This window comes from Actinophytocola sp. NPDC049390 (genome assembly GCF_044466355.1).
Classification (GTDB): domain Bacteria; phylum Actinomycetota; class Actinomycetes; order Mycobacteriales; family Pseudonocardiaceae; genus Actinophytocola.
Map to the genome: position 1 here is coordinate 462,866 of NZ_JBITMQ010000003.1, position 20,871 is coordinate 483,736.

Annotated in this window: 22 protein-coding genes; 6 read left to right on the forward strand and 16 right to left on the reverse strand. The window is 69.3% G+C overall.

The genetic code is table 11. From position 1 onward, the window contains the following. Positions 1-74: 74 nt before the first annotated feature. Together ACIBVP_RS13175 and ACIBVP_RS13180 are read left to right on the forward strand one after the other, a co-directional pair. Positions 75-1,592 carry a glycoside hydrolase family 13 protein gene (locus tag ACIBVP_RS13175; protein WP_396106303.1) on the forward strand — a complete coding sequence of 506 codons (1,518 nt, stop codon included), beginning with the start codon at positions 75-77 and terminating at the stop codon, positions 1,590-1,592. Positions 1,593-1,617: 25 nt separating this feature from the next. Continuing rightward, positions 1,618-2,637: a LacI family DNA-binding transcriptional regulator gene (locus ACIBVP_RS13180; RefSeq protein WP_396106304.1), complete on the forward strand. Its 1,020-nt coding sequence runs from the start codon at positions 1,618-1,620 to the stop codon at positions 2,635-2,637. A 445-nt stretch (positions 2,638-3,082) separates the two neighbouring features. Here the strand turns inward: ACIBVP_RS13180 and ACIBVP_RS13185 are convergent, their stop codons facing one another. The 4 genes from ACIBVP_RS13185 to ACIBVP_RS13200 all read right to left on the reverse strand — a co-directional run bounded on the left by ACIBVP_RS13185 (position 3,083) and on the right by ACIBVP_RS13200 (position 7,921). Continuing rightward, positions 3,083-3,670, reverse strand: coding sequence for an ATP-binding protein (locus ACIBVP_RS13185; RefSeq protein WP_396106305.1), 588 nt, complete (start codon positions 3,668-3,670; stop codon positions 3,083-3,085). Next, entirely contained in the window at positions 3,667-5,391 is a 1,725-nt protein-coding gene (locus ACIBVP_RS13190) for a carbohydrate-binding module family 20 domain-containing protein (protein WP_396106306.1), read from the reverse strand. Before ACIBVP_RS13190 ends, ACIBVP_RS13185 begins: the two co-directional genes overlap by 4 nt. Before the next feature lie 294 nt (positions 5,392-5,685). After that, positions 5,686-6,885 (reverse strand): ornithine--oxo-acid transaminase, encoded by a 1,200-nt coding sequence (gene rocD / locus ACIBVP_RS13195; RefSeq protein ID WP_396106427.1) that lies wholly within the window; start codon positions 6,883-6,885, stop codon positions 5,686-5,688. A gap of 91 nt (positions 6,886-6,976) precedes the next feature. Next, positions 6,977-7,921, reverse strand: coding sequence for a GlxA family transcriptional regulator (locus tag ACIBVP_RS13200; RefSeq protein ID WP_396106307.1), 945 nt, complete (start codon positions 7,919-7,921; stop codon positions 6,977-6,979). A 92-nt stretch (positions 7,922-8,013) separates the two neighbouring features. Here ACIBVP_RS13200 and ACIBVP_RS13205 point away from each other — a divergent pair, with 92 nt between their 5' ends. Together ACIBVP_RS13205 and ACIBVP_RS13210 are read left to right on the forward strand one after the other, a co-directional pair. Further along, positions 8,014-8,448 carry a hypothetical protein gene (locus ACIBVP_RS13205; RefSeq protein ID WP_396106308.1) on the forward strand — a complete coding sequence of 145 codons (435 nt, stop codon included), beginning with the start codon at positions 8,014-8,016 and terminating at the stop codon, positions 8,446-8,448. A gap of 2 nt (positions 8,449-8,450) precedes the next feature. Beyond that, on the forward strand, positions 8,451-8,708 hold the full coding sequence (locus ACIBVP_RS13210; RefSeq protein ID WP_396106309.1) for a hypothetical protein: 258 nt from the start codon (positions 8,451-8,453) through the stop codon (positions 8,706-8,708). 228 nt (positions 8,709-8,936) lie between these two features. Here the strand turns inward: ACIBVP_RS13210 and ACIBVP_RS13215 are convergent, their stop codons facing one another. The 5 genes from ACIBVP_RS13215 to ACIBVP_RS13235 form a co-directional block, all read right to left on the reverse strand. Then, positions 8,937-9,938, reverse strand: a complete 1,002-nt coding sequence (locus ACIBVP_RS13215) for a TIGR03842 family LLM class F420-dependent oxidoreductase (RefSeq protein WP_396106310.1) — start codon at positions 9,936-9,938, stop codon at positions 8,937-8,939. Between the two features lie 11 nt (positions 9,939-9,949). After that, the gene (hydA, locus tag ACIBVP_RS13220) at positions 9,950-11,335 is read right to left on the reverse strand and encodes a dihydropyrimidinase (RefSeq protein ID WP_396106311.1); all 1,386 of its coding nucleotides are present in this window, start codon (positions 11,333-11,335) and stop codon (positions 9,950-9,952) included. A 2-nt stretch (positions 11,336-11,337) separates the two neighbouring features. Further along, a complete protein-coding gene (locus ACIBVP_RS13225) occupies positions 11,338-12,180 on the reverse strand; it encodes a nitrilase-related carbon-nitrogen hydrolase (protein WP_396106312.1) in 843 nt (280 codons plus the stop codon). After that, positions 12,173-13,714 carry an NCS1 family nucleobase:cation symporter-1 gene (locus tag ACIBVP_RS13230; protein ID WP_396106313.1) on the reverse strand — a complete coding sequence of 514 codons (1,542 nt, stop codon included), beginning with the start codon at positions 13,712-13,714 and terminating at the stop codon, positions 12,173-12,175. The genes ACIBVP_RS13225 and ACIBVP_RS13230 overlap by 8 nt, the downstream gene beginning before the upstream one ends. A gap of 87 nt (positions 13,715-13,801) precedes the next feature. Continuing rightward, complete coding sequence (locus ACIBVP_RS13235) at positions 13,802-13,951, reverse strand: hypothetical protein (RefSeq protein WP_396106314.1); 150 nt, start codon at positions 13,949-13,951, stop codon at positions 13,802-13,804. A gap of 18 nt (positions 13,952-13,969) precedes the next feature. On the opposite strand from ACIBVP_RS13235, the gene ACIBVP_RS13240 reads away from it, so the two are divergent. Further along, the gene (locus ACIBVP_RS13240; protein WP_396106315.1) at positions 13,970-14,773 is read left to right on the forward strand and encodes a helix-turn-helix domain-containing protein; all 804 of its coding nucleotides are present in this window, start codon (positions 13,970-13,972) and stop codon (positions 14,771-14,773) included. A 22-nt stretch (positions 14,774-14,795) separates the two neighbouring features. Further along, positions 14,796-14,963 carry a DUF397 domain-containing protein gene (locus ACIBVP_RS13245; RefSeq protein WP_396106316.1) on the forward strand — a complete coding sequence of 56 codons (168 nt, stop codon included), beginning with the start codon at positions 14,796-14,798 and terminating at the stop codon, positions 14,961-14,963. Here the strand turns inward: ACIBVP_RS13245 and ACIBVP_RS13250 are convergent. The 7 genes from ACIBVP_RS13250 to ACIBVP_RS13280 form a co-directional block, all read right to left on the reverse strand. Next, positions 14,929-15,729 carry an LLM class flavin-dependent oxidoreductase gene (locus tag ACIBVP_RS13250; RefSeq protein ID WP_396106317.1) on the reverse strand — a complete coding sequence of 267 codons (801 nt, stop codon included), beginning with the start codon at positions 15,727-15,729 and terminating at the stop codon, positions 14,929-14,931. The two genes, ACIBVP_RS13245 and ACIBVP_RS13250, sit on opposite strands and share 35 nt — an antisense overlap. 7 nt (positions 15,730-15,736) lie before the next feature. After that, positions 15,737-16,609 carry an alpha/beta hydrolase gene (locus ACIBVP_RS13255; protein WP_396106318.1) on the reverse strand — a complete coding sequence of 291 codons (873 nt, stop codon included), beginning with the start codon at positions 16,607-16,609 and terminating at the stop codon, positions 15,737-15,739. A gap of 124 nt (positions 16,610-16,733) precedes the next feature. Then, the gene (locus ACIBVP_RS13260) at positions 16,734-17,462 is read right to left on the reverse strand and encodes an amino acid ABC transporter ATP-binding protein (protein ID WP_396106319.1); all 729 of its coding nucleotides are present in this window, start codon (positions 17,460-17,462) and stop codon (positions 16,734-16,736) included. Next, on the reverse strand, positions 17,459-18,205 hold the full coding sequence (locus tag ACIBVP_RS13265; RefSeq protein ID WP_396106320.1) for an amino acid ABC transporter permease: 747 nt from the start codon (positions 18,203-18,205) through the stop codon (positions 17,459-17,461). Before ACIBVP_RS13265 ends, ACIBVP_RS13260 begins: the two co-directional genes overlap by 4 nt. Then, positions 18,206-18,982, reverse strand: coding sequence for an ABC transporter substrate-binding protein (locus ACIBVP_RS13270; RefSeq protein WP_396106321.1), 777 nt, complete (start codon positions 18,980-18,982; stop codon positions 18,206-18,208). Positions 18,983-19,102: 120 nt separating this feature from the next. Further along, a complete protein-coding gene (locus tag ACIBVP_RS13275) occupies positions 19,103-19,921 on the reverse strand; it encodes an ABC transporter substrate-binding protein (RefSeq protein WP_396106322.1) in 819 nt (272 codons plus the stop codon). A 123-nt stretch (positions 19,922-20,044) separates the two neighbouring features. Then, positions 20,045-20,869, reverse strand: coding sequence for an NUDIX domain-containing protein (locus ACIBVP_RS13280; RefSeq protein WP_396106323.1), 825 nt, complete (start codon positions 20,867-20,869; stop codon positions 20,045-20,047). Positions 20,870-20,871 lie beyond the last annotated feature (2 nt).

Below are 20,871 nucleotides of genomic sequence, written 5' to 3' on the forward strand. Positions count from 1 at the left end.
GCTAGGTAGCCGTCCGGTCACGTGGCAATGGTTCGGGCTTGCTGAAAGTCGATGCAAGGTTTTACATGTCACGCATGACCCATGAGTGGTGGCGAGACGCCGTCATCTACCAGGTGTACGTCCGCAGCTTCGCCGACGCGGACGGCGACGGCGTCGGCGACCTCCCCGGTGTGCGTTCCCGCCTGCCCTACCTCGCGGAACTGGGGGTCGACGCCGTCTGGCTGACCCCGTTCTACGCCTCCCCGATGGCCGACGGCGGCTACGACGTCGCCGACTACCGCGCGGTCGACCCGCTGTTCGGCACCCTCGACGACGCTCGCGGCCTCGTCACGGACGCGCACGCGCTCGGCCTGCGGGTTATCGTCGACATCGTCCCGAACCACACCAGCGACCGGCACGAGTGGTTCCAGGCCGGGCTGAAGGACCGCTACATCTTCCGCGAAGGCCGGGGTGACGGGCCGCCGAACGACTGGGAGTCGATCTTCGGCGGCGCGGCGTGGACCCGCACCGAGGACGGCGACTGGTACCTGCACCTGTTCGCGCCCGAGCAGCCGGACCTGAACTGGGACAACCCGGCGGTGCGCGCGGAGTTCCTCGACATCCTGCGGTTCTGGCTGGACCTGGGCGTCGACGGGTTCCGCGTGGACGTGGCGCACGGGATGGTGAAGGCCGAGGGCCTGCCCGACGTCGGCCGTCCCGACCAGAGCGCGCTGCTGGGGTCAGAGCCGCTCCCGTACTTCGACCAGGACGGCGTGCACGACATCTACCGCGAGTGGCGGAAGGTGCTCGACTCCTACAGCGGCTCCGGCGACGAGCGCATGGCCGTGGCGGAGGCGTGGGCCCCGACCCCGGCGCGGACCGCGCTGTACCTGCGTCCCGACGAGCTGCACCAGGCGTTCAACTTCCACTTCCTGAAGACCGACTGGGCCGCGGAGCCGATGCGTGCCGTCATCGACGCGTCGCTCGCCACCGAGTCGCCCGCGACGTGGGTGCTGTCGAACCACGACGTGGTCCGGCACGTGACCCGCTACGGCGGCGGTGAAGTGGGGCGGCGCCGGGCACGCGCGGCGGCGCTGCTGATGCTCGCGCTGCCGGGGTCCGCGTACGTCTACCAGGGTGAGGAGCTGGGGCTGCCGGAGGTGACCGACCTGCCGGAGGAGGTGCTGGCCGACCCGGTGTGGGAGCGTTCCGGCCACACCGACCGCGGCCGCGACGGCTGCCGCGTGCCGATCCCGTGGACCGCGACGGGCCCGTCGCTGGGCTTCGGGCCGGGCACGCCGTGGCTGCCGCAGCCGGAGTCGTGGGCCAAGCTCGCGGTGGCCGAGCAGGAGACGTCACCGGAGTCGATGCTGACCCTGTACCGCACGGCGCTGCGCCTGCGGCGCCGGTTGGCGTTCGGCGAGTTCGCATGGCTCCCGGCCGGGGATGACGTGCTGCACTTCCGTCGCGGCGCCTTCCGCTGTCTGGTGAACCTGAGTGAGTCGGTGCTGCGGGTGCCGGACCCGGGCCCGGTGCTGCTGGCCTCGTCCTACTACGGGCTCGACGGGGAGGTCATGCTGCCGCCCGACACCGTGTTGTGGTGGGAGGAATGAGGTGGCTCGCCTAGAGTCATCAGGTGTGACAGCCCGTCTCAGTGACATAGCGACGCAGGCGGGCGTCAGCGAGGCGACGGTCAGCCGCGTGCTGAACGGCAAGGCGGGCGTCTCGGCGGCGACACGTCAGGCGGTGGTCGCCGCCATGGACGTGCTCGGCTACGAGCGCCCACCCCGGCTTCGCGAGCGTAGCGCCGGGCTCATCGGGTTGATCACGCCGGAGCTGTCGAACCCGATCTTCCCGGCGCTCGCGCAGGTGATCGAGCAGGTGCTGACGTCCCGCGGCTACACGCCCGTGCTGTGCACCCAGACCCCCGGCGGGTCGACGGAGGACCAGCTGACGGACTTGCTGGTCGAGCGCGGGGTCACCGGGATCATCTTCGTGTCGGGCCTGCACGCCGACTCGACGGCCGACATGGACCGGTACGTCAAGCTCGCCGGCCGGGGCGTGCCGTTCGTGATGATCAACGGGTACACGGAGAAGGTGTCGGCGCCGTTCGTGTCCACGGACGACCGCGCCGCCATGCGCCTGGCGGTGTCGCACCTGGCCGAACTGGGGCACGAACGGATCGGCCTCGCGATCGGGCCGCGCCGGTTCGTGCCGGTGCTGCGGAAGATCGAGGGGTTCGTGCAGCACATGCGGACGGTGCTGCCGTACACCGCCGAGCAGGCCGAGTCGCTGGTCCAACATTCGCTGTTCACCGTGGAGGGTGGCCAGGCGGCCGCGTCCGCGCTGCTGGACAGGGACTGCACGGCGATCATCTGTGGCAGCGACCTGATGGCGTTCGGTGCCATCCGCGCGGCCCGGCAGCGTGGGCTGTCGGTGCCGGTGGACGTGTCGGTGGTCGGGTTCGACGACTCGCCGCTGATCGTGTTCGCCGACCCGCCGCTGACCACGTTGCGGCAGCCGGTGGAGGCGATGGGGCAGGCGGCGGTGAACGCGCTGCTCGAGGAGATCGGCGGCACCCCCGCCCCGCACGCGGAGTTCGTCTTCATGCCGGAACTGGTGGTCCGAGGTTCGACGGCGGCGCGAGTGCGCGGCTGAGTTGTCCACAGCCCACCCGGTTGTCCACAGTTCTGGCGGCACGCGTGGTTTTGTCGGTGCCTGCTAGTAGACTGGCATGGCGGGTGGCCCCCGGGAATGGGTGGGGGTTGAGGTTACGTACTGGGGCTGGGCTTTTCGCGGTTTTCGCTGGTCGGCGGGCCTTCTGTCTTGATCGTTTTCCCCGTTGTGGGTGGTGTCCTCGCCGGACGGCAGATCTCGGGGAGGGCAGCACGATTTCGGCTATTTGAGATTTGGCAAGGGTGGGTGGCCTGCCATCCCGTCGACCTCCCTCCGGGCTATCACACCGCGTCAAGGGGCCGTGCTTTGGCAACGGTGTGCTTCGGGCAGCGCCCCTTGACCCGGTGTGATCGGGCTTCGCCAGGTCGACGGGATGGCAGGCAGCCGACGTGTGGTGGGCTCGCGCCCGGCTGGGTGGGTGGGCCCGTCAGCGGGTCGGGAACCCGCGGAGTGCCACAGTCAGGTGCTCGCCGAAGTTTGCTGGCACCGACTCCACCGGGGCCAGGTCTGGGCTCGGCATGAAGTGGACCGTCGTGCCTGTGGTGCCGTCGGAGTCGATCGGGGTCAGGTCCGTGACCGGGATGCCGTGTTCGTAGCGCTGAGTCCACGAGCCGTTGACGCGGCGGTTCGTGTGCACCAGCCACTCGCTCAGCGCGGCCACCACCGACATGCCGCGCCTCGGGTGCCCGTCCGGCAACGACACCGACGGCTCGTCGAAGAAGCGCAGGTCCTTCGTCGCCATGACCGGCTTCTTCACCGTGCGGCCCTGGTCGTCCACGCGGGTGTCCGTGCCGCGGCCGTTGTCGGCCACCGAGATCGAGCCGTCGGCGTGGAGGGTCACGACCGCGTGACCGCCGACCCGTTCCGACGCTTCGTCGGCCGCGTAGGCCAGGACTTCCAGTACGAGATGGAGTACGCCACCCGGAGCGAACTCCGCTGGCCCTTGACGGATCAGCTCCAGGTGGCGCACGTCGATGGCACGAGCCCAGTCGTGCGTGGTGTTCTCCCAGGTCACCTACGGAACGTACCGCCGTCGATGGTCACCGCGCCGGAGCCGCCCGTGCGGTAGGTGCGGTTCGCGCCGGACTCCCAGATCACCGGCTGGCCGTCCTGTTTGATCACGAACTTGTACTCGACGTCCGTGTTCGGTGGCAGCGTGCCCGAGCCGTGCCAGCGCGGGTAGGTCGACGAGTTCGTCGTCAGCGGCACCGCGTTCGCCGGGTTCCACGAACCGAGCTGCGGCACGTTGCCCACCACGAACACGTTCTGCCCCCACGACGTCTCCGCCAGCACCGTGTACGACACGCTCACCTGGTCCGGGTTCTGCGTGCCGCCGCCGGTGTGGAACGCGACCGCCGACTTCGCGGGCACGGTCACCGTCGCCCGTCCGCCGGACACGGTCACGCGGTTCGCGCACGCCGTGATCACGTCGCAGTACGAGCCGTCCGGCATGCCGGTGGTGAACGTGCCGGTGTACGCGCCGCCGCTGTTGTTGATCGCCACGAAACCGGCCGAGCCGCGGCCGAAGCCGATCACGTTCGACGTCGGCGACTGCCAGTTCGCCACCGCCGCGTCGCCGACCGCGTTGTGGAACGCGACCATGCCGGTCACCGCCCGGTCGCGGTTCAGGCAGTACCAGCCGTTGCCGCACGTGGTGTCGGTGACGAACCCGTTCGAGTTCGGCGGCGCGCCCTCGGGGTTGGAGAACTCGAAACCGGCGTACACGGTCGGCGTCGTGTGCTTGTACGCGAGCTGGAACACGTTCGCGAGCACCGCGGTCGCGCCGTCCTTGTACGTCAGGTGCCTGCCGTTGCGTTCGGTGTCGTGGTTGGTCACGAACGACACCGAGTTCGCGGCGGGCAGCAGGCCGTTCCCGAACGACGACAACGACGCGATGTCGCCCTGGAATGCGGACTTCAGCTTGTCGCCGTGGGTGAAGTCGAGGACGTCGCCGCTGGCGAAGTAGTCGCCGGGCGACGGCGGCTCGCCGGGGAACACCTCGTGGAACACGTACGGGCGTGCGCCCGAGGTCGTGTTGTTCAGGCGCGCCACCACGTCCGCGAGTTCGCCCGCCGGGATGTGCTTGGCCGCGTCCACGCGGAAACCGTCGACGCCCAGCGCCAGCTGGGAGTTCAGGTAGCCGGCGAGCTTGCCGCGCACTCCGGGGTCGCTCGTGTCGAGGTCCGGCAGGTCCAGCAGCTCGCAGTGCTGGACCTCCCAGAGGTCGCTCCAGTTCGCGATGTCGCGGTCGCAGACGTCCACGTTGTACTCGCCGCGGTCGTACATCGGCGGGTCGTACTTGTCGCCGATCACCGTGCCGTCGTAGCCGGTGCCGGTCATCGCTCCGGTGTGGTTGACCACCGCGTCCGTGTAGACCTTGATGCCCGCCGCGTGACACGTGCCGATCATCGACGCGAACTCGGCCTGGGTGCCGAAACGGCTGTTCAGCTTGTAGGAGTAGGGCTGGTAGACGTCCCACCACACGCCGCTCGGGTGCTTGAACGACTCGGCGGGCGGGGCGACCCACACCGCCCCGTACCCGGCGGGGTCGAGGTTGTCGGTGCACTCGCGGGCCACGGAACGCCAGTTCCAGGACCACAGGTTCGCGATCACGTCACCGTTGGGGACTCCGGTGTCCGCCACCGCCGGTTGGGCCGTGGAAGTGGCGAGGCCGGTCGCGCACAGGACCGCCACAGCCGACATGGCGGCTGTGCGCAGGAGCGGTCGTCGTTCCATTTCGGGTCTCCTCGTCGAGCCGGTCATGGACCCGGCGAGCGGACGGTCACCGCTGCGCGCCCGCCCGCCGGGAGACTTTGCGCAAACTGCTGAAAGTTCTTGCAGACTAGACCCGCGAGGCGGCGCTGTAAACCGACTGTCGGAGGGTTCTATGCGTCGAGAGCCGCACCGCATGACCTGGTGCGTGGTGCGCTCATGGGAGTGCCCGCGAGCCTGGCCTTCCTCGCCACGCTCGCGGGCACTCTCGACCGCCTGCCGATCCCGCTCGCGTACGCGAGCGCAGGCGCCGCCTGGTCAGCGGGTCAGTACCGCCGCGATCGTGTCCACGCCGCGGTCCAGGTCCGCCTGCGAGATCACGAGCGGCGGCGCCACCCGCAACGTCGTGTCGTGCGTTTCCTTGCACAGCACGCCGCGTGCCATCAGTTCCTCGCTCGCCGCGCGGGCGGTGCGGCCGCCGGGTGCGATCTCGACACCGGCCCACAGGCCCCGCCCTCGGACGTCCGCGACGCCGTGCCCGATCAGCTCGGACAGCCGTCCGTGCAGGTGGGCGCCCAGTTCGACCGACCGAGCCAGGAAGTCGCCGTCGCGCAGCAGCCGGATGACCGCCCGGCCGACCGCGCAGGCGAGGGGGTTGCCGCCGAAGGTCGAGCCGTGCTCACCCGGTCGCAGGACGCCGAGCACGTCCCGCCTGCCGACCACGGCCGACACCGGCATGATCCCGCCGCCGAGCGCCTTGCCCAGCGTGTACAGGTCCGCGGTGACGTCCTCGTGCTCGCACGCGAACAGCGTCCCGGTCCGGCCGAGGCCCGCCTGGATCTCGTCGGCGATGAACAGCACGTTGTTGTCGGTGCACAGCTGGCGCACCTCGCGCAGGTAGCCGGCGGGCGGCGTCAGCACCCCGGCCTCGCCCTGCACCGGCTCGATCAGGACTGCCGCCGTGTGCGGGGTGATGGCCGCCTCGAGTGCCTGCGCGTCGCCGTACTTGACCACGACGAACCCCGGCGTGAACGGGCCGAAGTCGTTGCGGGCGGTGTCGTCGGTGGAGAAGGAGACGATCGTGGTGGTGCGGCCGTGGAAGTTCGACCCGGCGACGATGATCTCCGCCCGGCCGTCCGGCACGCCTTTCACCTGGTAGGCCCACTTGCGGGCGACCTTGAGCGCCGACTCGACGGCCTCCGCGCCGGAGTTCATCGGCAGCACCATGTCGGTGCCGGTCAGCTCGGCCAGCTCCTGGCAGAACAGGCCCATCTGGTCGTGGTGGAAGGCCCGGCTGGTCAGCGTGACCCGGCCGAGCTGTTCGACCGTCGCGGCCACCAGGTCGGGGTGGCGGTGGCCGAAGTTCAGCGCGGAGTAGCCGGCCAGGAAGTCCAGGTATCTCTTGCCGTGCACGTCGGTGACCCACGCGCCCTCCGCCTCGGCGATCACCACAGGCAACGGGTGGTAGTTGTGCGTGCTCCACTGTTCGTCGAGCGCGATGAAATCGGCAGCAGTCATCGACATGTAAACAGGTTAAGTCCGCTCAGCGGGTGTTTCATCCGCAGACCGTTGCGTAAAACGCCACTTCGTTGCGTGCTTGAGCCGATTGTCAGCCGTTCGTTGCGAAGGCGGCGCGGTACGCGTGCGGACTCGTGCCCACGACGCGCCGAAAACGTTCGCGGAACGCCGTCGGCGAGCCGAACCCGACCTCGCCCGCGATGCGGTCGACCGGATGGGCCGTGTGCTCGAGCAGGTACTGGGCCCGCCGCACGCGCGCCCTGTGCAGCCACTGGAGCGGCGTCGTGCCGGTCTGTTCACGGAAGCGGCGGTTGAGGGTTCGGGTGCTCATACCGGCCCGCGCGGCGATGTCGGCGAGCGTGAGCTCGTCGGCGACGTTGTCCTCGAGCCAGGCCAGGAGCGGTTCCAGCTCGGCGCCACGCGGTACGGGCGGCTGGTCGTGGACGATGAACTGCGCCTGCCCGCCCTCCCGTTCGAGCGGCATGACCGACCGGCGGGCCGCGTCCGCCGCGACGGCGGAACCGTGGTCGCGGCGGATCATGTGCAGGCACAGGTCGAGCCCGGCGGCCGCGCCCGCGGACGTCAGGACCTGTCCGTTGTCGACGTAGAGGACGTTCGGGTCGACGTCGATCTCCGGGTACCGCTCCGCCAGTTCCGACGCGCCCAGCCAGTGGGTGGTGGCACGCAGGCCGTCGAGCAGCCCGGCGGCGGCGAGGACGAACGCGCCGACGCAGATCGACGCGATCCGTGTGCCCCGCGCGGCCGCGGCCGTGAGCGCGTCGACGACCTCGGCCGGGACGGGTGCGTCCGGTGTCATGCGACCCGGCACGACGATCGTGTCGGCGTCGGCGAGCGCGTCGAGGCCCCACTCCGGGGTGATGCTGAAGACGTCGGTCCTGACCGTTCCCGTGCCGCAGACCAGAACCCGGTAGGCGGGGCTCCCGTCCGGCTGCCAGGCGAAGCCGAACGCCTGCACCGGGGTGGCGAGGTCGAAGGTGATCACGTCGTCCAGCGCGAGCACGGCCACGGTGTGCATGCGGTTGCTCCTGATCTCGGTGGCGAGAATCCGTCGGTGGATGGCATTCTTGCCGATTCCGGCGGGGTGTCGCCGTGGCTACCGTCCCTTCCGTGACCAAGGTCCTGTTGTCGCTGCACGTCATCGCGGCGATCCTCGCCGTCGGCCCCGTCGCCGTCGCGGCGAGCATGTTCCCTGCCGCCGTCCGTACCGGACGGACCGACCACCTGCCCCTGCTGCACCGGATCTGCCGGGTCTACGCCGCGGTCGGCGTCGCGGTCCCGCTGTTCGGCTTCGCGACGGCGAGCGCGCTCGGCGTGCTCGGCGACGCGTGGCTGATCACGTCGATAGCACTGACCGCCGCCGCGGCCGCCGTGCTCGTGTTCCAGGTGTTGCCGGGACAGGAGAAGCTGCTGGCCGACGAATCGGCCGAGGGCGCGGTCGCGACCCGCACCCGCCTCGCCGTGCAGACGGGCGTCTTCAACCTCCTGTGGGCGACCGTCACCGTGCTGATGATCGTGCGCCCCGGCTCGACGACGGGGGTGTGAGCGTGTTCCGCACCGCCGCGGCCGTGGAGTGCGTGTCGCTGGTGGTCCTGTTCGTGAACCTGGCGACGGCCCACCTTCCGGTGATCACGTCCCTCGGCGGCCCGACGCACGGCCTCGCGTACCTGGTCGTCGTGGTCGCGACCCTGCGCGACGCGGAAGCCTCCGGCACGGCGAAGGCGCTCGCGTTCGTGCCCGGGATCGGCGGGTTGCTGGTGCTCAGAGTCGCGGCACGCCGGACCGCCGAGCGTCCGTCCACGTGACTTCCTCTTCGACGAGACCCACGTGCATGGCGGCGGCGATCTCCTCGGCGTGGGCGCGAGCGGTCAGTCCGAACGGAAGGTCGCGGTAGGCGCCGTCAGCGAACCAGCCGGTCACAGCCCGGTCACGGTGGTGCCGAGCAGGCAGGAGAACGGCTCGATCACGCCGCCAGTTTCTCCTGCGCCGCCCGGCTGTCGCCACCGTGGAACGAGGTCGGCCGTGTCGGGCCGTTACGCCGTCGTCAGTTTCGGAATGATCTCCGATCCGTATGCGGCCAGGGTCTGCTCCTTCTGGTCGTGCATGAGGTACAGCGAGAACTGGTCCACACCCAGTTCGGCCAGTTCGGTCAACCGGTCCACGTGCGCCGACGCGGGCCCCACGAGGCAGAAGCGGTCGACGATCTCGTCGGGAACGAAGTCGGTCGACGGGTTGCCCGCCTTGCCGTGGTGCGCGTAGTCGTAGCCCTCGCGGCCTTTGATGTAGTCCGTCAGCTCGTGGGGGACCGGCCCCGACTCGCCGTAGCGGGCCACGAGGTCCGCGACGTGGTTGCCCACCATGCCGCCGAACCACCGCAGCTGGTCGCGCTGGTGCGCCACGTCGTCACCGACGTACGCGGGCGCCGCCACGCACATCGTGATCCCGCCGGGGTCCCGCCCGGCGGCCCGTGCCGCGGCGCGAACGGACTCGATCGTCCAGCGCGTGATCGCGGGATCGGCCGTCTGCAGGATGAAACCGTCCGCGTGCTCGCCGACGAGCTGGAGCGCCTTCGGCCCGTACGCGGCCATCCAGACTTCCAGCTTTCCGTCCCGTACCCACGGAATCCGTACCGGTGCGCCATGTAGTGAAACCTCCCGTCCTTCCGCCAGATCGCGGATCGCGTGGATGGAATCACGGAGCACCGACAACGACGCCGGCTTCTGCCCGATGACCCGTCGCGCTGAGTCACCGCGGCCGATGCCGCACACCGTTCGGTTGCCGTACATGTCGTTCAGGGTTGCGAAGAGTGACGCGGTGACCGACCAGTCGCGAGTGGCCGGATTGGTCACCATCGGGCCGACGACCAGGCGTTCTGTCGAGGCGAGGATCTGCGAGTAGATCACGAACGGTTCTTGCCACAACACGACCGAGTCAAATGTCCACCCGTACGTGAATCCTTGCTGCTCGGCCGAAACCATCAGGTCCACGACCGCCGAGGCGGGCGGGTCCGTCTGCAGCACCACACCGAAGTCCATGCCGAACCCCCTCAGACCAAGTACTGCGACAGTTCGCGCGACAGGAACTTCCCGTGGCCCTCGCGACCGTGGAACTCCCCGCCGTCGACGACGACGGACCCGCGTGACAGCACCGTCGACACCCCGCCGGTGATCGACATGCCCTCGTACGCCGAGTAGTCCACCGCCATGTGGTGCGTCTCGACGCCGAGCGTCTGCTGCTTCTCGGGGTCGTACACCACGATGTCCGCGTCCGCGCCCGCCGCGATCACGCCCTTGCGCGGGTACAGCCCGAACATCCGCGCCGGCGTCGCCGACGACACCTCGACCCACCGCCGCAGCGACAGCTCACCGGCCACCACACCCTGGTGCAGCAGGTCCATCCGGTGCTCGACGCCGGGAATCCCGTTCGGGATCTTGGAGAAGTCCCCGCGCCCCATCTCCTTCTGGTCCTTGAAGCAGAACGGGCAGTGGTCGGTCGACACCACCGACAGGTCGTTGGTGCGCAGGCCCCGCCACAGGTCCGCCTGGTGCTCCTTGGGGCGCAGCGGCGGCGACGCGACGTACTTCGACCCCTCGAAGTCCGGCTTGGCCAGGTCCTCGATGGACAGGTACAGGTACTGCGGGCACGTTTCGGCGAACACGTTCTGCCCGGTGTCGCGCGCCTCCGCGACCGCCGCGAGCGCCTGCGACGCCGACAGGTGCACGATGTAGAGCGGTGCGCCGGTCACGCGCGCGAGCTGGATGGCACGCGACGTCGCCTCGCCCTCCAGCTCCGGCGGCCTCGTCAGCCCGTGCTCCACCGGGTCGGTCCGGCCGTTGGCCAGCGCCTGCGCCACCAGCTCGTCGATCGCGATGCCGTTCTCGGCGTGCATCATGATCGTCCCGCCGATGTCGGCGGCCTTCTGCATCGCGCGCAGGATCTCGCCGTCGGTCGCGTAGAACACGCCCGGGTAGGCCATGAACATCTTGAAGCTGTTCACGCCCGCGTCGATGCAGGACTCCATCTCCTTCAACGACTGGTCGTTGACGTCGGAGACGATCATGTGGAACCCGTAGTCGACCGCGCAGTGCCCGTCGGCCTTCTCGTGCCACTTGTCCAGTGTGGACTCGAGCGACGTGCCCTTGGCCTGCACGGCGAAGTCGATGATCGTCGTCGTGCCGCCCCAGGCGGCCGCCCGTGTGCCGGTGAAGAACGTGTCGGCCGAGAAGGTCCCGCCGAACGGCATCTCCATGTGCGTGTGCGCGTCGATGCCGCCGGGGAGCACGTACTTCCCCGCTGCGTCGATGACCGTGTCGGCCTCGGTGAACACCCCGGGCGCGGCGACGGCGGCGATCTTCTCGCCTTCCACCAGCACGTCCGCCGTGAGGGTTCCGTCGGCGTTCACGACGGTCCCGTTCCTGATGAGAATTCCCATCGTCACGCTCCGGTCAGCTGGTCGTACGTGTCCGGCCTGCGGTCGCGGTAGAACTGCCACAGGTCGCGGACCTCGGTCAGCAACCCCATGTCGAGGTCACGCACGATGACCTCCTCCTCCGTGTCGGTGGCGGTCTCGCCCACGACCTGGCCACGCGGGTCCGCGAAGTACGACTGTCCGTAGAAGTCGTTGTCACCCAACGGTTCCACGCCCACCCGGTTGATGGTCCCGACGAAGTACTCGTTCGCCACCGCCGCGGCGGGCTGCTCCAGGCGCCACAGGTACTCCGACAGCCCGCGCGAGGTCGCCGACGGGTTGAACACGATCCGCGCGCCACCCAGCCCGAGCGCACGCCAGCCCTCCGGGAAGTGCCGTTCGTAGCAGATGTACACGCCGATCTTGCCGACCGCGGTGTCGAAGACCGGGTAGCCGAGGTTGCCGGGCCGGAAGTAGAACTTCTCCCAGAACCCCTTCACCTGCGGGATGTGGTTCTTGCGGTGTTTGCCGAGGTAGGTCCCGTCGGCGTCGATCACGGCCGCGGTGTTGTAGTAGACGCCCGGCTGCTCCTGTTCGTACATCGGCACGACCAGCACGACCCCGTGCTGGTCGGCCAGCTCGCACATGAGCTGTGTGGTCGGCCCGTCCGGGATCTGCTCGGTGTAGGAGTAGTAGTCGGCGTCCTGCACCTGGCAGAAGTACGGCCCGTAGAACAGTTCCTGCAGGCACACGACCTGCGCGCCCTGCGAGGCCGCGGTACCGATGTGGGTGACCGCGTTCGCGATCATCGACTCCTTGTCACCCGTCCACTTCTGCTGGACGAGCGCCGCCCTGACGATCTCAGACAACTGCCTCTCCTTCCGTCACCGGCTCGGGTGCCGGCGAACTTTCCCGCGACGTGGTCCGCGCGGTCAGCAGCAGGTACACGAGCGATGCTGCCACCAAACCGACGACCCAGCTGTAGTTGTAGAAACCCTTCAGGAACGGGATGAGCCCGTCCACCGGGAACGGGTTGCCCGACGCGCTGTGGGCGCCACCGACCGCCAGCACGGCGCCGACGAGCGTGGCGACCAGGGCGGGGATGTTCCACCCGCCCGAGAACCAGTACCGGCCGCGCTCCTTGTAGAGGTCCTCCAGGTCGAGGTGCGTGCGGGCCCGCAGCCAGTACCCGGCGACGAGCACACCGGCGACCGAGCCGAGCACGCCGCCGTAGAACCCGAGCCAGCCGTTGATGTACACGTCCGGGTTGGCGAGCAGCCGCCACGGCTGGATGACGATGCCGATGACACCGGTGATCAGGCCACCGAGCGCGAACGTGATCCGCCGGGGGAACGCGTTCGAGAAGTCGTACGACGGGCTCACGACGTTCGCCGCGAGGTTCGCCGAGATGGTGGCCAGCACGAGGCAGATCAGCGCGACGACCACGACCACGGGCGACGAGAAGCGGGCCGCCAGGGTCGCCGGGTCCCAGATGACCTCACCGAACAGTACGGCGCCACCCGAGGTGGTCAGGATGGCGACGATCGCGATGAACGTCATCGTGGTCGGCAGGCCGAGGATCTGCCCGCGGACCTGCTTGCGCTGAGAACCACCGAAACGGGTGAAGTCCGGCATGTTCAGCGACAGCGTCGCCCAGAACGCGATCATGCCCATCAGCGACGGCGCGAACACCTTCCAGAAGTCGGCGCCCCAGCCCAGCTTCGACGGCTGCGACAGGATCGGCCCGAAGCCGCCCGCCTTGATCAGCACGTACGCGAGCAGGATCAGGAACCCGACGCTCACCAGCGGCGCCGTCCAGTTCTCGAACTTCCGCACGGCCTCCATGCCCCGCCAGATGATCAGCATCTGGATCAGCCAGAACACGGCGAACGACAGCCACAGCGTGATCGGCTGCCCGCCCACCGCCGACGCGTTCATCCACCCGTCCCCGGCGAGCTTGCCGACGATCACGTAGATCGCCTGACCACCGACCCAGGTCTGGATGCCGAACCACCCGCAGGCGATGAACGCTCTGAGCAGCGCGGCCAGGTTGGCGCCGCGCACGCCGTAGAACGCGCGCGCGAACACGGGGAACGGGATGCCGAAGCGCGTCCCCGCGTGGCTGTTCAGCAGCATGGGGATCAGCACGATGATGTTGCCGAGCGTGATCGTGAACAGCGCCTGCACCCAGTCCATGCCGAGCGCGATCAGGCCGGACGCGAGCAGGTAGCTGGGGATGTTGTGGGCCATGCCCATCCACAGCGCGAAGTAGTTGTACGTGGTCCAGTTGCGCTGCGCCACAGGCACTGGGGCGAGCTCGGGGTTGTAGAAGCGGCTGTCCGCGATGCCGGAGTGGTCGGCTAAGTCGACCCGGCCATCTGAGCTGGTGGTCGTTAGTGCCATCCTGGGATGGTGGTGCGCGGCGATCTCGCGAGGCAGTGTCACTGTGTACACCGTTGACGCGGTCGGTGCGCACTTTGTCAGTTGCGCTCAGTCCCCGGGCCCTGCGGTGAGCCATGTCAGCTCCACGTCACCGATCCGTCGCAGCGTCCGCAGCACGCCCTCGGCGCTGGGGGCGCGGTGCGTGGTTCCGGAGGCCGGATCGGTGTACACCGCGCCCAGGTCGTCGGCGAACGCCATGCCCCAGCCGAGCGGCGGTTGCGGGAGGAGGCCGGGTACACGGCCGTCGAGGCCTGCGAACCGCTCAACGCGCAGGGGCCCAAGCTCAGCAAGATCGAGAACGGTCGGCAGGGCGCCACACCGGAGGAGGTGGGCGTCCTCTGCGACTTCTACCGCGCGTCGGCCGAGGAGCGGGACTACCTCGTGTCACTGGCGGAACAACGCCCCAAGCGCCGCCGCAGGCGAGCGGGGAAACGGGACGCGGTCCCGGACTGGTTCCGCCGGTTCCTTGCCCTGGAGTGGGACGCGACCGAGATCAAGAGCTACCAGATCGACATGGTGCCGGGCCTGCTGCAGACGGAGGACTACGCGCGCTCGATGATCCGCGCGTGGGAGCCGGAGGCCGACGACCGCCTGATCGACAAGCAGGTCGAGACCCGGATGCGCCGACAGGAGGTCCTGCGGCGGACGGGCAGGCCGTCCCTGCGGCTCGACGTGGTGCTCGGCGAAGCCGCGCTGCGACGCGTTCAGGGTACGAAACAGGTCATGCGTGCGCAGCTGAAGCACCTCGTCAAGGTGGCCAGGCGCCCCAACATCACCATCCGCGTGATGCCCTTCGACGTACCGGACCGCATCTCCGTGGCGTCGGCCTTCGAGTTGTTCAGGCTGACCGAGCAGAACATCTCGACTGTCTACTTGGAGGACCTGTTCGGGGCCACCTACCTGAAGGAACCCGAGGAGTATACGCAGTACAGCTCGGTTTACGGGCGTCTGCGGGATGCCGCGCTGACACCGGAAGAGTCGGTCGCCTTCGTCGATAGGATGGCAAAGGAGTACACCTGAGCGACCACCTAAGGGGTGTGTGATGACCTGGCGCAAGAGCAGCTTCAGCGGCTCGAACGGCGGCGACTGCGTCGAGGTGGCCAACACCCTGAAAGCCGTTCGGGACTCGAAGAATCCCGCCGGGCCCGTGCTCACCGGGCGTGTGGATCTGCTGATCAGCGCACTGAAAGGCGCGCCGCGTAACGGATGAGGCCCTCCAGGTCGGGCTCGTCCGGGGTCGGCTGCAGGATCACCGCGTTCGCCCCGGCTTCCGCGAGCTTCTCGACCATCACCGGGATGTCGTCGTTCGCGACGCCGTACTCGTCGGTCCGGTCGTTGTCGATGCGTTCCTGCGCGCCGTCGCCGATGGCCGCGCGGATGTAGACGGTGATCGGGGTGTCGCCGACCAGGTCGCGTGCCCGGCGCACCCCCTCCACCCCCGCACGGGCCTCGATCACCACACCGTCGGCCAGCTCGCCGCACAGCGCGACCGACTTCGGGCCGATGGCGCCCGCCCAGATCTTCGCGGCCGCGGGCCACGTGAGCCGCACCCTGTCGAGCGTGACGTACCGGCCGTCGACCGTGACCTCCTCGCCGTCGAGCAGCCGCCGCAGCGCGGTCAGGTACTCGCGCAGCAGCGTCAACGGGGACTCGACGCGTGCCCCGGCCTGGCCCATCCACTTCTGCGCGCCGTGCCCCCACGCGATCATCGACCGGCCCGGGAACATCCGCTCGATGGTCGCGACCTCCATCGCGGACAGTGCGACGTTGCGCAGCGGCACCGGCAGCAGCCCGATGCCGATGCGCACGTTCGTCGTCCATGCGAGCGCGGCCGCGGCCGGTGCGATGCCGCTCTCGAAGAAGCAGTCCTCCCACAACCACAGCTCGTCCAGGCCCGCCTCGTCCGCCGCTCTGATCACCGACTCGAACCGTTCCGGCGGGAACTGCGGACGCAACACGAACCCGAGAGTGGTCATGGTCGTTTCATACCAGGAACGGGCGCACCCACGCTGCCATCCGCGCGAGCGAGTCGTCGGCGACCTCGTCGTGGCCCGCGGCCATCTGGAACGTGTGCTGCTGCCCCGGCACGACGTCCAGGGTGGCGTCGACGCCCTGGCTCACGGCCTTCTCGTGCAGGCGAACGCTGTCGTCGAGCAGCATCTCGGCGTCGCTGACCGTGATGTAGGCCGGTGGGAGACCGGACAGGTCGGCGTTGATCGGCGACGCCTCCGGGTCGGCCGGGTCGCCGTCGGGGCCGACGTACATACCCACCAGCGCCCGCAGGTTCATCGGCCGGTCGCCGCCGAACAGGACGTCCGTCGACACGTTCGCCTTGAGCGACTCGCCGCGGAACTCCATGTCGGTCCACGCCGAGAACGGCATGATCGCGACCGGCTTCGGGTCCACCCGCAGCGTGGTGGTGAGCGTGAGCAGGCCACCGGCCGAGTCACCGGTGATCGCGATCCGGGTGACGCCCTGCGCCCGCAGCCACTCGTAGGCGGTGACGCAGTCCTCGAGCGCGGCCGGGTGCCGGAACTCGGGCGTGAGCCGGTAGTCGACGATCAGCGCACGTACACCGGCCCTCTTCGCGAGGTGGGCGAACATCTTGCGGTGCGTGTACATGGAGCCGCCGATGAAACCGCCGCCGTGCACGCACAGCAGCACCCCGTCGTCGGGAGCCCCGTGCGGGACCGCCCACAGGGCACGGACCCCGCCCGCGTCGACCTCCAGGTAGTCCACGCCGCCGGGTTCCGCGGTCACGTCGCCCCAGTGCGAGTCGACGATCCTGGCCTGCTCCAGCGGGAGGTTCCTGTGCGAGTTGGCGTTGCTCCTGCGGTAGTGCTCGATGATGTTCATGCGTGTGCAGACCGGGCGTGGCCGCGGGAGGAATCGGTACCGTGGTGTTCGCCGTGCGGGTCACGCCGGTCGGCCCGGTGACGTTCGAGGCCGACGGCACCGGGACCAGGGCTACTGCCGCTGACTACAGCACCTGTGACAGGAACTGCTTCAACCGCGGCGACTGGGGGTCGTCGAAGATGGCCTCCGGGGTGCCCTCCTCGACGATCGCGCCGTGGTCCATGAACACGACCTTGTCCGCCACGCGCCGGGCGAACCCCATCTCGTGGGTGACCACCAGCAGCGTCAGCCCGCGCCCGGCGAGCCCGGCCATCAGGTCCAGCACGCCCTTGACCAGCTCGGGGTCGAGCGCGCTCGTGGCCTCGTCGAACAGCATCACCTCGGGGTCCATGGCGAGCGCACGCGCGATCGCCACCCGCTGCTGCTGACCGCCGGACAGCGCGGCCGGGCGGAACGGCGCCTTCTCCGCCAGCCCGACCTCCGTGAGCCGCTCCCGCGCGATCGACGCGGCCGCCTCTCGGGACAGCCGCCGCACGTCCCGCAGCGGCAGCACGATGTTGTCCAGCACCGTCCGGTGCGGGAACAGGTTGAAGTGCTGGAACACCATGCCGACCCGCTGCCGCAGCTTGTCCGGGTTCGTACGGACCACGCTCGTCCCGTCGAGCAGGATATCGCCGGAGTCGGGCTCCTGCAGGCGGTTCGTCACCCGCAGCAGCGTCGACTTGCCCGACCCGGACGGGCCGATGACGCACGCCGTCTCACCGGCCGCGACCGACAGCGACACCCCGCGCAGCACCTCGAGCGTCCCGAACGACACGTGGATGTCGCGCAGCTCGACACTGGAGGAACTCATGACCGCACCGTCCCCGAGGTCACCAGGTCAGGGGTGTCGGCGGCCACCTTCTTGCCCACCCGCAACCGTTTGTCGATGTGGTTGACCAGGTGCGTCAGCGGCACCGTGATCACCAGGTACACGAACCCGGCCGCCACCAGCGGCGACAGGTTGCCCGTGTTGGCCGCGAGGTCCTGCCCGATGCGGAACAGCTCCCGCTGGCCGACCAGCAACCCGAGGAAGTACACCAGGCTGGAGTCCTTCACCAGCGCGATGAACTGGTTCACCAGCGCAGGCAGCACGCGCCGCACACCCTGGGGGATGACCACCTTCACCATCGCGTTGCGGTAGCTCATGCCCAGGGCACGGCTGGCCTCCAGCTGTCCTTTGTCGACGCTCTGGATGCCGGCCCGGAAGATCTCCCCGATGTACGCCGCGGCGATCAGGGACAGCGCGAGGATCCCCAACGGGTACGGGTTGGTGCCGACGACGTCCCGCGCGACCGTGCCGAGACCCTGGCCGATCACGAGGATCGTCAGGATCGCGGGCAGGCCGCGGAAGATGTCGGTGTACACGCGTGCGGGCCAGCGCAGCCACCGCTTGGTGGACAGCCCCATGACCGCGAGCACCATGCCCAGCACGGTGCCGATCACGGCGGACGCGCCGGCCAGGATCAGCGTGTTCAGCAACCCGGTCTTCAGCAGGTCCGGGAAGACCTGCCAGATGTACTCCCAGTTGAGGAACGTGTCGAGGAACTGGTCCATCTACTTGGCGGCGAACTCGGGTGGCGTGGGCGCGTTGGGTTCGAACCGCTTGTGCAGCTCCTCCCACGTGCCGTCCTCGATGACCTGCTTCAGGCCCGCGTTGATCTTGTCGATCAGCTCGGTGTTGCCTCTCTTGAAGGCGTACCCGTGCGGCAGGTCCGTGGTGATCGAGTGGACGACCCGCAGCTTCGCGTCCGGGTTCTCCGCCACGTACGTCTCCGCCGTCGCGAGGTCGAACACCGCGCCGTCGATGGCCTTCGTCTTCAGCGCGGACAGCGCGGCCGCGTCGTTCGGGAACCGGACCGCCTGCGCGGTCGGCGCGTTCTCGGACAGCCACGTGTCCGACACGGTGCCCTGCAGGACACCGATCCGGTTCCCGCCAAGGGTGTTCTCGTCCGTGACCGGCGAGCCCGACGGCGCCGCGATGCCCAGCGACTGGTAGTTGTACGGGTCGGAGAACGCGACCGTCCGCTTGCGTTCCTCGGTCTGGGCGATGGCGGAGCTGCCGATGTCGAACGTCCCGTTCGCGACCTGGCCGAGCAGCGCGGAGAAGTCCGTCGCCACGAACTCCAGCTTCAGGCCCTGCTTCTCCGCGATGGCCTTCAGCATCTCGTTGTCGAAACCGGTGAACTCACCGTTCTCCTGGTAGGCGTTGGGCTTCGAGTCGCTCAGCGTGCCGACGCGCAGGGTGTCCTCGCCACCCGCGTCGTCGCTGCCGCACGCCACGAGCGACGCTGCCGTCGCAAGCGCGGCCAGTGCCGCGAACAGGCGTTTCATGTCAGGCTCCTGTGTTCTCTGGGTCGCTGCGTTCCTCCGCTGAGACGCCGTCTTCCCTCGTCGCGTGCTCGGCGCTGACGCGCCTGCGCGCGCTCCTCAGTCCAGACGGCGCCCGCTCCGTCACTCCGCTCCCTGGTTCTCGACCGGCAGACCGGGCCCGCCCTCCGCCAGCTCGGCGGGCAGGGGGGTGTCCTGGTAGAACCTGGCGTGCAGCTTCGCGACCGTTCCGTCGGCGATGGCGGCGGCCAGGCCCCTGTTGAGCTTGTCTAGCAGCTCCCTGTCGTCCTTGCTCACCGCGTAGGCCGACGGCGTCTCCTTTGACTCGATCGTGTAGCCCAGCTCCAGCGGCACGGCGGCGTTCTGTTCCAGGTACTGCTGCCCGATGTCCTTCGGCACGACCCAGCCGTCGAGCGTCCCGTTGCGCAGCTGCGCGAATCCGGCGTTGTAGTCGGGGAAGCGCACGACCTCGGCACCCGGCACCCGGTTGGTCGCGAAGTCGTCCTGCACCGACGCCTGCACGACCCCGAGCCGCTTGCCGTCGAACGCCTCGACGCTGGTCAGCCCCGCGCCCTTGGCGGTGACGACCGTCGTGTACTCGGTGTTGTAGCCGTTGGAGAACGCGACGGTCTTCTTGCGCGCCTCGGTGGTGGAGATCGTCGAGCTGCCGATGTCGAACCGTCCATTCGCGACACCCGCGAGCAGGCCGGCGAACTCGGTGCCGACGAACTCGACCTCGAAGCCCTCCCGCTTCGCGATGTCGCGCAGCAGTTCGTTGTCGTAGCCGGTGAACTTGCCGTCCTCGAAGAAGATCGCGGGCGGCGCGTCGGTGAGGGTGCCGACACGCAGCACCTGGCCACCGTCGCCGGAGTCGCTGCCGCACGCGGTCAGCGTCGCGGCGAGCACTCCGGAAACGAGCACGGCGAGGAGCCTGGAACGCATTGTTTCTCCCTGGAAATCCCGTTTGCGGGCGCAACGGTAGGCATTCCGGGAGGTCGGGCTCACCTCGTCCCAGGATGTGGGCGGCGGTCGGTGCCGTCCGTCACAGTGGGAATCTCGAGGGAATTACAGCTGGTTCAGCAGCCATCGCGGGCCGAGCGTCTGCGCGCCTTCGGCTGCACAGCGGCGTTTCAGCTCCCGGTCGGCGGTCACCACATAGGTGTCGACGTCCGGCGCGGTGAGCTGTTTCACGGTCTCGACGATCGTGTCGTCCCCGTCGTGGTCGGCGCGGACGGTCCGGACGTGGTCAGCGTCACCGACCTCCCTCGCCTTGCCCTCCACGACCATGACCAACTCCGGGTACGCCACGTCGAACGGCGCCAGCGGCACGCCGTCGAGCTTGTCGACCTGATCGCGCAGGCGGGTCGCCGCGCCGTGCCGGTCCCGCCACCAGCCGTCGTTGCGGGAACCCATGACGTTGGCGGTGTCCACGACGAGCACGGTCCTGCGCATGGCGGTGCGCACCCGTGGCCAGGACGCGGCGAACGGCGAGAAGAGGTCCATGCCCTCGACGTCGTCGGCGGGCACCCAGCGGGCGTCCTTGGACTCCCAGTCGCGCGGCCCGACCTCCTGGCGCTCCGTCAGGTCCCCGACGACCGTGTCGTAGTGCCAGCCGCCGTGGTCCTCGCGCAGGTACCCGCGGACGCGCACCCTGGTCACGTCCAGAGTGGACTCCTCGGAGGTCTCCCGGAGCGCCGTCGTGACCGGCGCCTCGTCCCGGTCGCGCGCGCCGCCGAACAGCCCCCACGTCTCGGCGCCGAGCGACAGCGCGGACCGCTGCTGGAGCAGCACCATGCCCTCGTGGTGCACGAGCAGGCCCGCGGCGCCGTACGCGCCCCAGTGCCGATGACCGAGTCCACATTGGACGAACCGGTCGCCCTCCCGCAACATGG